Here is a 14,253-nt window from a genome sequence, read left to right as displayed (position 1 = left end):
TCCGGCCTCGCCTGTGACACGCGTCATGCGTCGAAGTCAACCACCACACGGTCCGTGATCGGCATTGACTGACAAGTAAGTACATAGCCGGCGGCCAATTCGTCGGGCTCCAGCGCGAAATTGCGGGCCATCTCCACCCGGCCCTCGACGACCTTGGCCCGGCAGGTCGAGCAGACGCCGCCCTTGCACGCGTACGGCAGCTCCGGCCGGGCCCGCAGCGCCGCGTCCAGCACCCGCTCGTCGTGGGCCATCGTGAACGTCGTCGCCCGCCCGTCGAGCACGATGGCGACCTCGGCCTGGTCACCGGGGTCGGCCTGCGCGGCCGGGCGGGCCACCGGCGGACTGTCGTCCACATGAAACAGCTCCGTGTGTACTGCCTGATCCGCGACCCCCCGCCCGGAGAGCGCGATCTTCGCGTCCAGCACCATGCCGTGCGGCCCGCAGAGGAACCACTCGTCGACCGCCCCGGCCGGCAGGAGCGCGTCGAGGATGGCGCCGATGCGGGCCTCGTCGAGGCGCCCGGACAGCAGCGCCGACTCCTGCTGCTCCCGCGACAGGACGTGCATCACGTGCAGCCGTTCGCGATAGCGGTCCTTGAGGTCGGCCAGCTCCTCGGCGAACATCACGGACACGGCCGCGCGGTTGCCGTACACCAGCGAGACCTTGCTCTTGGACTCGAGCTCCAGCGCGGTGGCGGCCAGCGACAGCACCGGCGTGATCCCGGACCCGGCGGCGATGGCCGCGTAGTGCCGCTCCCGGCCGGGGTCGAACGCGGTCGTGAAGTGCCCGAGCGGTGGCAGGACGTCGACCTCGTCGCCCGGTGCCAGCCCGGACAGCGCGTAGGTCGAGAACAGGCCGCCGACGACCCGCTTGATGCCGATCCGGAGCTCGCCGTCGGCACGCAGGCGGGACGGGGTCGAGCTGATCGAGTACGACCGCCGGATCTCTTCGCCGTTCTCGGAATGCCGCCGGACCGTCAGGTGCTGCCCGGCCTGGAAGGTGAACAGCTCCCGCAGTCCGGCCGGCACGTCGAAGGTCACCGCGACGGCGTCGTCGGTGAGCCGCTCCACGTCGACGACGGCGAGGCGGTGGAACTGCGGCCGCCGCTTCACCGGGCGGCGGATCTCGGAGACGGTCATATCGCCTTCACGCGCTCGAACGGTTCGCGGCAGGACCGGCACCGCCACAGCGCTTTGCAGGCCGTGGCGCCGAAGCGGGACAGTTCCTCGGTCTCCGGCGAGCCGCAGCGGGGGCAGCGCACGGTCAGGGTCAGCGTTGTTTTCCGGGTCGGTGGCGCGATCCCGGCGCGCTGAAGTTTGGCGTGGCCCGCCGGCGTGATCCAGTCGGTGGTCCACGGCTCGGCCAGGGTGGTGTCGACCCGCACGTCGTCGTAGCCGTCGGCGCGCAGGGCGGCGGTGATGTCGGCGCGGATGACGTCCATCGCCGGGCAGCCCGAGTAGGTCGGGGTGATCGTGACCGTCACGCGCCCGTCCCGCTCGGTCACGTCGCGGAGAATGCCGAGCTCTTCGATGGTGACGACGGGCAGCTCCGGGTCACGCACGGCGGCCGCCGTCGCGCGGGCGCTCACCACGTCGCTCCGGGGTGGGCGCGGTGCAGCACCTGCATTTCGGCGAGCAATTTTGAGAGCGCTTCCGTGTGTACTCCCCGGCGCCCGCCGTTCGGCGCCCAGCCGTCGGCGGGCACGCTCAGCGTCGCCTCCGCCAGCGTTGTGGTGATCTCCGCGAGCCACGGCGGGCGGAGGTCGGCTTCGTCGCCTTCGAACAGCTCGTGCGTGTAGGGCCACAGCGCATCGATCGCGGCCTGCATGCGCCGGTGCGACTCGTCGGTGCCGTCGCCGAGCCGCACGGTCCACAGGGCCGCGTGCTCGACGTGATACAGCGACTCCTTGCGCGCCTTGGCCCCGATCTCGGCCAGCCGCGGGTCGCCCCCGGCGGCCAGGCGCTCGTAGCGCAGCCGCTGATAGACGGCGAGGAACAGCAGCTTGCCGATCGTCACCGCGAAGTCGCCGTTGTCCAGCTCGACCAGCAGCGCGTTGCGAAACTCCCGGTCGTCGCGCAGATAGGCCAGGTCGTCCTCGGTCTTGTGCACTTGTTCGCCGGCGTACGTCAGGAAGAGCCGGGCCGCGCCGAGCTGGTCCAGCGCGATGTTGGCCAGCGCGATGTCCTCTTCCATCTCCGGCGCGCGCGAGCACCATTCGGCCAGCCGCTGCGCCGCGATGAGCGCGTCATCGCCAAGTTCCAACGCGGTGCTCATATGTGTTCCGCGCCTTCTGGAACGGCATAGAAAGTCGGGTGGCGGTACACCTTGTCGGCCGCCGGTGCGAAGAAGGCGTCCTTTTCATCGGGGCTGCTCGCGGTGATCGCGGTGGCCGGGACGACCCAGATCGACACCCCCTCCTGGCGGCGGGTGTAGACGTCGCGGGCGTTGCGCAGGGCCATCTCGGCGTCGGGGGCGTGCAGGGAGCCGACATGCGCGTGCGAGAGCCCGCGGCGCGGCCGCACGAACACTTCCCAGAGCGGTTCAGACATGGTTCTTCTCCGCATATGCTCGGGCCGCTTCCCTGACCCAGGCGCCATCTTCATAGGCCCGGCGGCGGTGCTCCATGCGCTGGCGGTTGCAGGGACCTTCGCCCTTGATCACGCGCATCAGCTCGTCGTAGTCGGGCTGGGTGTAGTCGTGCGCCTGGCGCTCCTCGTTCCACCGCAGGTCCGGGTCGGGCAGCTCGAGGTCGAGGACGCCGGCCTGCTGGACGCACATGTCCACGAACCGCTGCCGCAGCTCGTCGTTGGAGAACCGTTTGATCTTCCAGGCCATCGAGCGCTCCGAGTGGGTGGAGTCGCCGTCGGGCGGGCCGAACATCGCCAGCGACGGGTACCACCACCGGTTCACCGCGTCCTGGGCCATCGCCTTCTGCTCCGGGGTGCCGTGCGACAGCGTGTGCAGGATCTCGTAGCCCTGCCGCTGGTGGAACGACTCCTCTTTGCAGATGCGGATCATGGCCCGCGCGTAGGGCCCGTAGGAGCAGCGGCACAGCGGCACCTGGTTGACGATGGCCGCCCCGTCCACGAGCCAGCCGATGGCGCCGATGTCGGCCCAGGTCAGCGTCGGGTAGTTGAAGATCGAGCTGTACTTCTGCCGCCCGTCGACCAGCATCTCGACGAGCTCCTCACGGTCGACGCCGAGCGTCTCCGCGGCCGCGTAGAGATACAGCCCGTGCCCGGCCTCGTCCTGAACCTTGGCCAGCAGGATCGCCTTGCGCTTGAGCGTCGGCGCGCGGGAGATCCAGTTGCCCTCCGGCTGCATGCCGATGATCTCGGAGTGCGCGTGCTGGGCGATCTGCCGGATCAGCGTCTTGCGGTAGGCCTCCGGCATCCAGTCGCGCGGCTCGACCTTCTGGTCGGCCGCCACGATCGCGTCGAAGTGCTCCGCGGTGTCCTTCTCGCCGAGCGCCTGCTCAGCGCTGGTCCGCAGGTCCCGCTCGGCGCTGTCGACCTGCTCGAGCAGCGGGGCGAAGTCGTTGCCGTACACCCTCCCAGTGTTACAGCTGTCGACACATCCGGCAAGAAGGTGTCACAACCCGTCGAGCCAACTACCAGGGACTTTTGAGCGCGTCCTGGCTGCGGGTCCGGGGGTTGAACGAAAGACTGACCGGGTAATCGCCCACGCCGGGTGAACCTTCTGTTCGCTTACGTGGTGTTAACGCAGGGAACACCTGTTCATGACCGACGGTCGATGGAATCGCCTGTAACCGGCCGGAAGGGAGGGATCGCCACTGATGCGCAAGCGTGTCGGACTGACCGCGTTCGTGCTGCTCGTGGCCGCACTGCTGGTCGGCGTACCGTTCGTCTGGGGCAGCAACATGCTGGGCGCCAGCTCGGACGCCGCCGCGCCGGCCGCCCCGGCCGTCGAAAGCCCGGCCGCCAGCGAAGCCCCGACCCGCAAAGCCGCCCCGGCCGCCCCGACGGCTCCGACCCTCCCCGAGGCCCTCCTGCACTCGGCCCCGGTCACGGTCAACGCGACCGGCTTCTGGTCCTGGACCGTCCTGGACCGCCGCACCGGCACGACCGCCGGCTCCGACAACGCCGGCACGGCCCAGCGCACCGCCTCCATGATCAAGGCCTGGCTGGCCTCCGACTACCTGCGCCGCACCCCCAACCCCAGCAAATCGAACCTGTCCGAGCTCAGCCAGATGATCCGCAACAGCGACAACGACGCGGCATCGTACTTCTGGGGCCTGGACGGCAAGTCCGCGAGCATCACCAGGCTCATCCAGACGTGCGGCCTGACGGACTCGAAGGCGTACATCGACTGGGCGTCCACCCTGGTCTCCGCCCGCGACGCGGCGAGGATGGGAGCCTGCATCGGCGACGGCCGCGCGGCCGGCCCGAAATGGACCGACTGGCTGCTCAACGAGATGCGCAACGTCGCCAAGGACCAGAAGTTCGGCATCACCCCCGCCCTCCCCGCCACCGAACAGGCCGGCACCGCGGTGAAGAACGGCTGGATCGCCCGCAGCGACGGCAAATGGCACGTCAACTGCCTGGCCATCGGCACCGACTGGGTCCTGAGCGTCCTGACCGTCTACCCCGCCGCAAAGGGCCAGGGCTACGGGGAAGACATCTGCTCCAGCGTCACCCAACAGCTACAGGCCTGACCGGGCTCCGAGCATGTCGGCCGCGCTGAACGTCCGGACCTCGGGTTGGGCGGCCAGCGCCGGATCGGCCTCGCCACGGGACCAGAGCGCATAGATGAGCCCGGCCTGATCAGGAGCCGGCAGATGGGCGGCCCGGCGCTGCAGGTCGGAAAGGTCACGCTGCGTGAGCGGCTTCGCTTGCCATCGACACTCGCCGACGAGGACCGGCCGGCTCCCCGAAAGGCCGAGCACGTCGATCTCGACGATTTCGTCCTTCCACCAGCGGCCGATCACCGTGTCACCGGGCAGCGTGCCGGACGTCACCAATCGTTGAGCGTGATCACGGGCCCCGGCCTCGAACACCCGGGCCAGGTGCGTCTGCCAGCGCCCGGTGACGCGTTCCTGGACGGCCGCGCCCTGGCCGCCCTCAATCAGATCGGCGTCATCACGCAGCACAGCAAACCAGTAGGCGAGGTAGTCGTCGGCGATCTCATATAGCGGATCGGTCGAACCGCCCTCGCCAAGGGAGCGAACCGTCCTGACGTAACCGGCGCGCCGCAACCGATCGAGCGTGTAGTCAATCCTCTGCTGGGCCCGCCCGGCGATTCTGGACCGGCGCCGAGCACCGCCGGACATGGCCGTGAGCACACGCTCATACCCGCCGCGCCAGTCAAGGTCCTCGGAGAGGATGTCGGGCGCGTCGCGCAAGAGCAGGCCGCCGGGCGTGAAAGCCAGCTCCGTCAAGTTCTCTTCGGGCGACTTCAGGGCCGACCAGCGACGCAGATGCAGGGGATAGCCACCGCAGGCGGCATACGCCTGGACGAAGTCGGTCGGCGACAGATCCGGCAGGAACGCCCGCGCGTCGATGAACGGAAACGGGTCCATCCGTCGCTCGACGCCGGCTCGGCGGTGCAGGCCGCCCTGCGGACCCAGCATCTGTTCCATCACCGCGACCGCCGATCCGGAAAGCACCAGCAGCAGCCGTTGGTCCCGGATGTGGTTCTCCCAAACGGCGGAAACCGTGTCGGCGAAGTCGGCGTGCCCACCGGTCAGACGGGGCGCTTCGTCGAGAACCACCAATAGGGGTTCGGTGCGGGCCAGCCGAGCCGCGAACCGTAGAGCCGCTTCCCAGCTCGGGAAGGTCTCCGGGGCCAGGTCCGCGACCTCGTCGCCGAGTTGCTCACGGAGCGCTTCGGCAAACCGCCGGAGTTGCCGGTCGTCGGTGTCCTGCCGCGTCGCGGTGTAGTAAACCGAGCGCTTACCTTCGGCGAAGTGGGTCAGCAGATAGGTCTTGCCGACTCGCCGCCGTCCCCAGACAACGGCCAGCTCCGGCCGGCCGGACGTGACCCGAGCCCAGGCGGTGGTCAGCTCGGCCAACTCGGTCCGGCGGCCTATGACATCCACAAACTCACCGTACTACAAACAGTTTGTAGTACAAGCTGTTTGTAGTCCTATGAACAAGCTTCGCCTGGGCCGGGGCACTGGATCAGCCTTGGAAGAAGGCCGGGCCGCCGGGTGGCAGGGGCGGGACGGCGCCGCGCTCGGCGGCGCGGCGGGCGAACTCGCGCAGGCCCTCGACCTGGCGGGCGCCGAGGGAGAAGTCCAGTGCCCGGAAGTAGGTGGCGAGCGAGTCGGCGGAGAGGGACTCCCAGCGGGCCGCGGCCGCGGCGACCTCGTCGAGCTCGGTGAGGCACAGCTCCTTCGAGCGCAGGAACGCCTCGTGCACGTCCTTGACCAGGCCCGGGTGGGCGGCGGCGAAGTCGCGGCGGACGGCCCAGGCGGCGAAGACCATCGGCAGGCCGGTCCAGGTGCGCCAGGCCTGGCCGAGGTCGGTGACGTCCCAGGACTGCTGCGGGGCGTCGTGCATCGCGCGCAGGGCCACGTCGCCGATGATCACGGCGGCATCGGCCTCGTCCAGCATGCGGGCCAGGTCGGGTGGGCTGTTGAAGTACTGCGGGCGCACGCCGACGGCGGACTCCAGGTACATCTGGGCCAGCAGGACGCCGGTGCGGGACGTGGCGCCGAGCGCGACCCGGCGGCCGTCCAGCGACGTGAGCGGGGCCGTGGACACCAGGTTCACGGACAGGACCGGGCCGTCGCTGCCGACCGCGAGGTCGGGCAGCAGGAGGAGTTCGTCGGCGTGGCGGAGGTACTCCACCAGCGAGATCGGGCCGATGTCCAGGTCGCCGGCGACGAGGGCCGCGTTGAGCCGCTCCGGCGAGTCCTTGAACAAATCCACGTCGATCAGCGCGCCGGACCGCATCAGGCCCCAGTAGATGGGCAGGCAGTTCAGGAACTGGATGTGACCGACGCGGGGCCGTTGCAGTGCTGGCACACAACCCATCGTGCCCCACAGTCACGGCGCCACACGGGCGGGGCGGCCATTGTCACAGCGGATACCCTCGTGAGGTGCGCCGCCCTTTCGCCGTGCTCACACTGGTCGCCGCGCTCGCGACGACCGCCTGCTCCGCCTCGGAGGACCCGCCCGAGGTGGCGAGCAGCCACGTGCCCGCCGCGGCCGCCCCGTCGGAGTCGCCCCTCCCGGCGGAGTCACCCGCGAAGAGCGAGAGCGGGCCGCTGTTCACGCCGACGCAGCCGGTGTCGGTGAACGTCAAGGGGTTCTGGTCGTGGGCGTATTACGACCTGAAGACCGATCAGCTGTTCGGCTCCACGCCCTACACCACCAGCGACACCGCCTCGATGGCCAAGGCCTGGGTCGCGGCCGACTGGCTGCGCCGCCAGGGCGCCGCTAACAAGCAGCCCAGCAGCACCGCGTTGAACGAGCTCAGCCGGATGATCCGCGACTCCGAGACCGAGAACACGTTCAAGTATCACGTCGAGAACGGCAACCTGACCTCGATCAAGCGGATGATCACGACCTGCGGCCTGACCGAGACGAAGGGCACGCAGAACTCCTGGAGCCTGACCCAGATGTCGGCCCGTGACGTGGCCCGCCTGGCCAAGTGCATCGGCGATGGCCGCGCGGCCGGCCCGAAGTGGACCAACTGGCTGCTCAACGAGATGCGCAACGTCCGCGGGCCGGGCCGGTTCGGGCCGATCGAGGTCCTGCCGGCCGAGCTGCAGAAGTCGACCGCGATCAAGAACGGCTGGCTGGCCCGCGACGACGGGCAGTGGCACATCGCCTGCATGGCCCTTGGCGACGGCTGGAGCCTGAGCATCATGGCCCACTACCCGAGCTCGCTGGGGAAGGACTACGGGGTGAAGACGTGCCGGGAGGTGACGAAGCAACTGCTGACGCAGCATTGAGCAGGGGTACTGCGAACACGACCGCGGCCGCCACCCCCGCCACTCCGCAGCCGATGACGATGGCGCGCGGTTCGAAGTGGCCGATGAGCGCTCCGCCGGCCGCGTAGCCGATCAGGTTGGCCCCGTTGATGATCGCCCCGAAGCGGGCGTAGAACGCGCCCCGCACGGCCTCGGGGACGCGGCGGGCGGCGAGGACCCCGAGCACAGTGTTGTCGACCCCGTTCAGCGCGCCGCCGAGCAGCCACAGGAAGTACAACTGCCAAGGCTTTTGCACGAAACCAGAGCTCAGAACCACGATGGCGGTGCCCGTGAACACGGCCGCCAGGATCCGCGCGAGGCGGGCGTCGTCCCCGCGGATCGACGTGGCGAGCCAGGCCCCGGCCAGCATGCCGGCCAGCCAGGCCGCGTCGACCAGGCCGTATTCGGTGGCGCTGCCGCCGAGCGGCCCGCGGATGTAGAACACGGCGACGACCACGTTGATGTTGAGTGTGAGCACGAGCGCGGCCAGCAGCCCGATGGTCGTCATGAGCAGCCGATCGCCGCGGAGTCGCCCTTTTGGAGGGGTGCCGGCGGCGCCTTTGCGGTGGGTTCGGAACAGCAGGCCGGCCGCGACGACGGCCAGGTATGTGGCGGCGTCGATCAGCAGTGGCACCCGCAGCCCGAACCCGCCGACCAGTAGCCCGGCGAGGGCGGGGCCGGCGAGCGAGCCCAGGGTGTTGGCCGTATGCCCGATCGCCATGGCCCGGCCGAGCGCGGCCGGGCCGGCCATCTCCGGCAGTAGCGCGCTGAAGGTCGGCGCGGTGATCGCGAGGCCGGCGCCGAGCACCGCCACCAGCCCGATCAGGGTCCAGGTGCCGTTGGTGAACGCCATGGCGGCGCACGCGGCGGCCTGCACCAGTCCGGTCGCGGTGAGCAGCAGCCGGCTGTCGAGCCGGTCCACGATCCGGGCCGCGACCGCGACGAACACGACTTCGGGGAGGACGGCGGCGATGAACACGGCGGCGATCGCGCTCCCGCCGGCCCCGCGCTCCTGCAGGGCAAGGACGAGCGCGGTGGTCGCGAGGAGGTCCCCGAACAGCGATACGCCGCGGGCGCCGGCGAGGAGGTACACATCCCGGGGAGATGTGAAAGACATACTTCGAAAATAATCCTTCACATGTACTGTCGGCAAGCCCGTCGATTGCTACGCGGTCCTTATGCGCGGGGGAATGTCCGATATGTGACGTCCACCGCACGCGCCTCCGGGGGCGGGTTCGGGCGGCTGCGGCGCGCGTACGGCTCGAGCAGCGCCAGTACCCGCTCGTTGAGCTCCCGCAGCTCCTCAGCCGTGGCGACCAGGCGGACGCCGGCCGAAGCGGAGGCGAGATACCACTCGTAGGGCTCCGAGTCGCGCCGCGCCAGCCACTCCCGCGCCCGCGCCTCCTCGAGATCCAGGAACACCGTCGCCAGCTCCCGGTCGGCGGCCTGCTCGGCCGGCCCGCGCTCGGGCCCGGTGGCCACGTCGAGCCCGCGGTGCTGACTGCGCCACAGCCGCTCCCGCCCGTCGCCGCGGCTCGGCGCCTCCTCGATCATCCCGGCCTTGGCCAGGGCCCGCAGGTGATAGCTGGTCGCGCTCGGCGACAGCCCGCACACCTCCGCGAGCTCGGTCGCGGTGGCCGGCTCGCCGCTGAAGAGCCGGTCGAGCACCGCGATCCGCGCCGGATGCGACAGCGCCCGCATGGTCGCCGCGTCGCGAACCCGAGTCTGCCGCCGACTCTCGTCGATCAATGTGTACCCCTTCAGACGATCTCAGTACGTCTGACGTTTTGCTTAGAGTGCCTCCGTGCGAGTACGAGGGTATGCCGCCGCGACTCCCTGCTGGTCGGTGCTGACCAGCCCGGACCCGGCCACCGCGGCCGCGTTCTACTGCGACCTGTTCGGCTGGACGACGACCGAGGCCGAGGACGGCACCACGCTGTTCCTCCTGCGCGACCTGGTCGTGGCCGGTCTGATCCCGTCACCGGCCGACCGTTCGGCGTGGCTGACGTACATCGCCACCGACGACCTCGACGCCACCACGACCCAGGTCACAGCGGCCGGCGGCCAGGTCGTCCAACCCCCGACCGACGTGGCGACCCGCGGCCGCGCCGCCCTCTACACCGACCCGGCCGGCGCGGTCTTCGGCGCCTGGCAGAAAGTCCGCTTCGCCGGCGCCCAGGTCCACGACGAACCCGGCGCCATCTGCTGGAGCGAAACCGTCACCCGCGACGTCCCCGCCTCCGCCGCCTTCTACGGCCAGATCTTCGGCTGGGTCGACCAGGCCGGCACCGCCCCGGGCGTGACCATGGAGTACCACGAGTGGGTCTCCCACAACCGCGTGGTCGGCGGCCTGAGCATCATGGACGAGCGCTACCCGCCCAACACCCCGCACCACTGGCGCACGATCTTCTCGATCGACGACTGCACCGGCTTCATGGCCCGCGCCGCCGACCTCGGCGGCCGCGTCCTCGCCGGCCCGGTCGACGCCGGCATCGGCCAGGCCTGCCAGATCCTGGACCCCACCGGCGGCCCGATCCTGGCCATCGACGTGATCCCCGAACTGCGCCCCTGAGCGGCCGGGCCGCTAGAGACGGCGACGCAACAGCGCGCCGGTGTCGATCTCGATCGGGAACGGGCCGTCCGCGCTCAGCGTCTCACCGTCCTTCGCCACCGCGTGCTCGACGTAATGCTCGCCGTCGAGCCGGAGCAGCCGCAACGTGATGGAACCGGACCGCTCCGGCTCGACGAGCAGGTACCACTCGATTCCCGCCGCCGCGTAGAGCGCCATCTTCAAGACGCGGTCGGTGCCGGCATTTCCGGGCGAGACCACCTCACCGATCAGCTTCACGTCGGCCGCATCGGTGAAGGTGGCGTCGTCGACCGGAGTGACCGCCAGGTCAGGGATGAAGACTCTGCAGCTGGCCAGCCGGACATTTACGCCCTCGAAGACCCACAGGTCCGCCTCGTCCGCCGCGGACTCGAGCGAATTGGCGACCAGTCTGCGCACATGCTGATGCGTCGACGTCGGCGCCGGGTGCACGAGCAGACTCCCATCGAACAGTTCGATCCGAATCGGAGTCTCACCCAATGCGAAGTACTCGTCCTCGGTCCAGGGACCGGGGTGGGGAACCAAAGCCACATTCATGAGCGGATTCACCTCCGCATCTCAGTTTGGCCCATATGGCCCCACGGCGTCAATCTTAGTCTGCTCGGGAAACGCGGCAAATGCCGCTGCCCTGAAGCGTAAACCGCACAGCCCCGCAGCGGCCGTGTCCATGGCCGGTGCGGGGCCTTGCGGCGTTGCCCGGCACGCCGGCGGCGCCGATGCACCCCGGCCGACCCGATCGGGTGGCACCTGGTCCCTTGCGGATGGGTCGACTACGTTGGGTCGGTTGATTCGAGGGGGTCCCGATGGCGCAGCCGAGCCCGCCGTCCTTCGGTCTGGACGACTTCGGGCTCGACGACCGGATGCGGTTGTTCAGCTACGTCACGGCCGACAACCGGACGGCGTATCTGTGGGTCCTGCGGTCGCTCGACGCGGCCCGCTCCAGCTATCAGGTGGTCCTGCACACGTCCGAGGTGGCGGCCGCGATGGCGGGGCTGGCGGCGATCCATCCCGACTGTCCCGAGCCGGCCGGGCTGGAGCTGCCGCGGCTGCTCGACGCTCTGGTCGAGTGGGGTGTGCTGGACCGCGGGCAGGACGGCGCCCGCGCGGCGACACTGGCCGAGTATCGCAATCGGCATTCGGTGTATCAGTTCACCGAGGCCGGATACCGTGCGCACCGCGCGGTCGAGTCCGTGCTCGCGGCCGGCCTCGGTGACAGTTCGCTCTCCCGTCTGGTCTTCGCCGACCTCCTCGCCGACCTGAAGGCGCTCGCCACGGCGAACGCGAGCGGCGATGCCGAAGAGGTCTACCGCAAGCTCAGCCGGCTCGACCGGGCACTCGCGGACATCGCCGAGCGCGCGGCGCGGTTCTACCACATGCTGGGCGACCTCAGCCGCACGCCCGACGTGCGACCCGAGGCGTTCCTGGCGCACAAGGACGCGCTGCTGACGCACCTGCGTGATTTTCACGATGAGCTGCAGCGATACACGCCCCGACTGCGCGAAGCGGTCCTCGAGGTGGAGGCCACCGGCCTGGACCGCATGGTGGAGGCGGCCGCCGCGGCGGATGAGCGGCTGTTCGCGACGCCGGCCGAGCGGCTGGAGGACTGGCGACGCCGGTGGGCCGGTCTGCGTTCGTGGCTCGCGCCGGCGAACGACGGCGTGCCCAGCGAGGCCGACCGACTCTCCGGCGCGACGATGGCGGCGATCGGCAACGTCCTGGCCCTGCTGCGACGGGTCACCGAGGCCCGCCGGGGCGGTGTGAGCCGCGAGTCGCAACTGCGGCACCTCGCCGCATGGTTCACCGGGACCGGTTCCGTCGAGGTCGCCCATGCCTTGTTCGACGTGGTCTTCGGTCTCGGCGCACCACGCCACCTCGGGGTCACCCACGCCGATCCGGAGCTCATCCCGACCCGCCTGTCCTGGTGGGAGGCGCCGCCGGTCGAGCTGTCCCGCACGCTCGTGCAGTCCGGCCGGGCACCTGGGCAGGGCAACGGCCGACCGGCCCGGCTGGAACGGTCCCCCGGACAGCGTGACCGGCTGCGGGAGCGACAGCTCGCCGCGGAACGCCACAACACGGCGGCCGCCACGCGGCTGATCGAGGATCATGCTGACGGCGACTTGGACGCCGGTGTCGAGCTCGACGATCAGCAGCTGGCGGTGCTGCGGCGCCTGCTGGACGTGGCGCTCGCAGCCAGGGCGGGCGGGCGCGTCGACGCTCCCTTGGCGGCGGCGGCCTACGGGGTGCGGCTCACCCTCACGCCGACCCCGCACCGTTTCACCACCGTGGCGACGACAACAGGTCGCCTGCATCTGCACGGCTACGCGTTGAGCGTCACACCGGCGGAGCACACGGCGGCCGCGCTGGTGCCGGTCCCGTGAGGTTCGCCGCGGAGGTATCCGATCTCGATCTGGCCGACTACCAGCGTGCGGTGCGGCTGGTCCTGCGCCACCCCCTGATCACCGCCGCCTACCCCGACGAGCGGGCGCTGGTCCGCGTCCGGCGGTTCGCCGGGCAGTTGCGCCGTGATCTCGCGGAGGCGTTCGGCTACCGGCTGGAACTGCACGGCTCGACGGCCCGGCTGGTGCGGACCGCTGACCGGCTCGACCCCGACCGGCCGGCGGTCACCCGCACCGGCCGGCCGTTCGACCGCCGGCGGTACGCCTACCTGGCGCTGTGCCTCGCCGCGCTGGGCCGGGCCGGTATCCAGACCACGGTCGGTGAGCTCGCCGACGTCGTGTCCGCCGACGCCAACCGGATCGGCGGCCTAGGACTCGACCCGGACTCCGGCGCCGACCGTCGCGCGTTCGTCGACGCGGTGACCTGGCTGGAGGAGCGCGGGGTGCTCCGCCTGGCGGACGGCTCGAGCGCGTCCTGGGCCAGCGATCCCATGGCCGGAGAGGCCCTTTACGACATTGCCCGTGATGCGCTGGTCGCCATGTTCCACCCGCCTCGAGTGCTGCAGCACCTCGACAGCGTCACGGCCCTTCTGGAACGCTCGGCGGCCACCAGCGACAACGCCGAGCGGCGCGCGGCCGCGCAGGCCGCGCGCCGGGCCGTCATCGAGACGCCCGTCGTGTACTTCGGCGACGTCACCACCATGGTCGCGAACCATCTGCGCGGCACGGCGCTGCCCGCCGACCTGTACCGGCTGACCGGCTTGCGGGTCGAGCGGCGTGCGGAGGGTGTGCTGCTCACCGACACGCTCGGGTTCTCGGTGGAGCGGTTCCCGGGCACCGGGTCCGTGGCGCAGGCGGCGGTGCTGTTGACGGTCCAGCTCGCGGCGCGGGCACTCGACCCGGACGGCCGGCGGGTCAGGCGAATGCCGGCACCGGACCCGGGCGGGCAGCAGGCCGCACTCATCGCCGCCGTGGACGCCGCGCTACCGGCGGCGGTCGGCGGCGTACCGGGCGACATCAGCGACGCCCCGGCCAAACCGACGAGCGAGCCGGACATGGAGCCGAGCAGGCTGCCGTTCGTGACGGACAGTTTCCTGCGCGAGGCGGTGGCCGAGATCCTCCAGCGCTACGGGGCGGCCTTCGGCGCCGCCTGGCACGCCGACCCCGACCGACTGCGGACCGAGGCGGTCGAACTGCTGGCCAGATTCGGTGCGGTGACGCCCGTACCAGGCGGGGTACTGGTGCGGCCATTGGCCGGCCGGTACCGCGGAACGGTTGCTCAGATACGTCAACGGACCCTCTTCTAAGGA

15 protein-coding genes are annotated in these 14,253 nt (G+C 70.5%); 5 read left to right on the top strand and 10 right to left on the bottom strand.

The features are described 5' to 3' along the window. Positions 1-23: 23 nt before the first annotated feature. From paaE to paaA, 5 genes are read right to left on the bottom strand one after another with little or no spacing between them, the layout of a single operon-like run. The gene (gene paaE, locus ACIA8L_RS49020; protein WP_395916020.1) at positions 24-1,139 is read right to left on the bottom strand and encodes a 1,2-phenylacetyl-CoA epoxidase subunit PaaE; all 1,116 of its coding nucleotides are present in this window, start codon (positions 1,137-1,139) and stop codon (positions 24-26) included. Further along, the gene (paaD, locus tag ACIA8L_RS49015; protein ID WP_395916018.1) at positions 1,136-1,591 is read right to left on the bottom strand and encodes a 1,2-phenylacetyl-CoA epoxidase subunit PaaD; all 456 of its coding nucleotides are present in this window, start codon (positions 1,589-1,591) and stop codon (positions 1,136-1,138) included. The genes paaE and paaD overlap by 4 nt, the downstream gene beginning before the upstream one ends. Then, positions 1,585-2,274 (bottom strand): 1,2-phenylacetyl-CoA epoxidase subunit PaaC, encoded by a 690-nt coding sequence (paaC, locus tag ACIA8L_RS49010; protein WP_395916016.1) that lies wholly within the window; start codon positions 2,272-2,274, stop codon positions 1,585-1,587. Before paaC ends, paaD begins: the two co-directional genes overlap by 7 nt. After that, positions 2,271-2,549, bottom strand: coding sequence for a 1,2-phenylacetyl-CoA epoxidase subunit PaaB (gene paaB / locus ACIA8L_RS49005; protein ID WP_395916014.1), 279 nt, complete (start codon positions 2,547-2,549; stop codon positions 2,271-2,273). Before paaB ends, paaC begins: the two co-directional genes overlap by 4 nt. After that, positions 2,542-3,549, bottom strand: coding sequence for a 1,2-phenylacetyl-CoA epoxidase subunit PaaA (gene paaA / locus ACIA8L_RS49000; RefSeq protein WP_395916012.1), 1,008 nt, complete (start codon positions 3,547-3,549; stop codon positions 2,542-2,544). The genes paaB and paaA overlap by 8 nt, the downstream gene beginning before the upstream one ends. 247 nt (positions 3,550-3,796) lie before the next feature. On the opposite strand from paaA, the gene ACIA8L_RS48995 reads away from it, so the two are divergent. Further along, positions 3,797-4,675 carry a hypothetical protein gene (locus ACIA8L_RS48995; RefSeq protein WP_395916010.1) on the top strand — a complete coding sequence of 293 codons (879 nt, stop codon included), beginning with the start codon at positions 3,797-3,799 and terminating at the stop codon, positions 4,673-4,675. Here ACIA8L_RS48995 and ACIA8L_RS48990 read toward each other — a convergent pair. After that, positions 4,664-6,058: an ATP-binding protein gene (locus tag ACIA8L_RS48990; protein ID WP_395916008.1), complete on the bottom strand. Its 1,395-nt coding sequence runs from the start codon at positions 6,056-6,058 to the stop codon at positions 4,664-4,666. The two genes, ACIA8L_RS48995 and ACIA8L_RS48990, sit on opposite strands and share 12 nt — an antisense overlap. An 82-nt stretch (positions 6,059-6,140) precedes the next feature. Next, entirely contained in the window at positions 6,141-6,998 is an 858-nt protein-coding gene (locus tag ACIA8L_RS48985) for a menaquinone biosynthetic enzyme MqnA/MqnD family protein (protein WP_395916006.1), read from the bottom strand. A 65-nt stretch (positions 6,999-7,063) separates the two neighbouring features. Here ACIA8L_RS48985 and ACIA8L_RS48980 point away from each other — a divergent pair, with 65 nt between their 5' ends. Beyond that, positions 7,064-7,921, top strand: coding sequence for a hypothetical protein (locus ACIA8L_RS48980; RefSeq protein ID WP_395916005.1), 858 nt, complete (start codon positions 7,064-7,066; stop codon positions 7,919-7,921). On the opposite strand, the gene ACIA8L_RS48975 is transcribed toward ACIA8L_RS48980, so the two are convergent. Continuing rightward, complete coding sequence (locus ACIA8L_RS48975) at positions 7,833-9,056, bottom strand: MFS transporter (protein WP_395916003.1); 1,224 nt, start codon at positions 9,054-9,056, stop codon at positions 7,833-7,835. The two genes, ACIA8L_RS48980 and ACIA8L_RS48975, sit on opposite strands and share 89 nt — an antisense overlap. Positions 9,057-9,115: 59 nt before the next feature. Beyond that, a complete protein-coding gene (locus ACIA8L_RS48970) occupies positions 9,116-9,688 on the bottom strand; it encodes an ArsR/SmtB family transcription factor (protein WP_395916002.1) in 573 nt (190 codons plus the stop codon). Positions 9,689-9,743: 55 nt separating this feature from the next. Here ACIA8L_RS48970 and ACIA8L_RS48965 point away from each other — a divergent pair, with 55 nt between their 5' ends. Further along, positions 9,744-10,511, top strand: a complete 768-nt coding sequence (locus ACIA8L_RS48965) for a VOC family protein (RefSeq protein ID WP_395916000.1) — start codon at positions 9,744-9,746, stop codon at positions 10,509-10,511. A 12-nt stretch (positions 10,512-10,523) separates the two neighbouring features. On the opposite strand, the gene ACIA8L_RS48960 is transcribed toward ACIA8L_RS48965, so the two are convergent. After that, on the bottom strand, positions 10,524-11,084 hold the full coding sequence (locus ACIA8L_RS48960) for a Uma2 family endonuclease (protein WP_395916105.1): 561 nt from the start codon (positions 11,082-11,084) through the stop codon (positions 10,524-10,526). 266 nt (positions 11,085-11,350) lie between these two features. Between ACIA8L_RS48960 and ACIA8L_RS48955 the strand changes: the two genes are divergently transcribed. Together ACIA8L_RS48955 and ACIA8L_RS48950 are read left to right on the top strand one after the other, a co-directional pair. Next, on the top strand, positions 11,351-12,925 hold the full coding sequence (locus ACIA8L_RS48955) for a TIGR02677 family protein (protein ID WP_395915998.1): 1,575 nt from the start codon (positions 11,351-11,353) through the stop codon (positions 12,923-12,925). Continuing rightward, positions 12,922-14,250 carry a DUF2398 family protein gene (locus ACIA8L_RS48950; protein ID WP_395915996.1) on the top strand — a complete coding sequence of 443 codons (1,329 nt, stop codon included), beginning with the start codon at positions 12,922-12,924 and terminating at the stop codon, positions 14,248-14,250. Before ACIA8L_RS48955 ends, ACIA8L_RS48950 begins: the two co-directional genes overlap by 4 nt. Positions 14,251-14,253 lie beyond the last annotated feature (3 nt).

This window comes from Dactylosporangium sp. NPDC051541, assembly GCF_044454505.1.
GTDB lineage: Bacteria > Actinomycetota > Actinomycetes > Mycobacteriales > Micromonosporaceae > Dactylosporangium.
The sequence above is the reverse complement of the archived record's forward strand: the minus strand, read 5'-3'. Positions and strand labels throughout refer to the sequence as shown.

What these genes read in the sequence shown, in the direction of transcription:
- paaC (WP_395916016.1), bottom strand. Translation starts at nt 2,274, where the DNA reads ATGAGCACCGCGTTGGAACTTGGCGATGACGCGCTCATCGCGGCGCAG.
- ACIA8L_RS48995 (WP_395916010.1), top strand. Translation starts at nt 3,797, where the DNA reads ATGCGCAAGCGTGTCGGACTGACCGCGTTCGTGCTGCTCGTGGCCGCA.
- paaB (WP_395916014.1), bottom strand. Translation starts at nt 2,549, where the DNA reads ATGTCTGAACCGCTCTGGGAAGTGTTCGTGCGGCCGCGCCGCGGGCTC.
- ACIA8L_RS48955 (WP_395915998.1), top strand. Translation starts at nt 11,351, where the DNA reads ATGGCGCAGCCGAGCCCGCCGTCCTTCGGTCTGGACGACTTCGGGCTC.
- ACIA8L_RS48960 (WP_395916105.1), bottom strand. Translation starts at nt 11,084, where the DNA reads ATGAATGTGGCTTTGGTTCCCCACCCCGGTCCCTGGACCGAGGACGAG.
- paaE (WP_395916020.1), bottom strand. Translation starts at nt 1,139, where the DNA reads ATGACCGTCTCCGAGATCCGCCGCCCGGTGAAGCGGCGGCCGCAGTTC.
- ACIA8L_RS48985 (WP_395916006.1), bottom strand. Translation starts at nt 6,998, where the DNA reads ATGGGTTGTGTGCCAGCACTGCAACGGCCCCGCGTCGGTCACATCCAG.
- ACIA8L_RS48975 (WP_395916003.1), bottom strand. Translation starts at nt 9,056, where the DNA reads ATGTCTTTCACATCTCCCCGGGATGTGTACCTCCTCGCCGGCGCCCGC.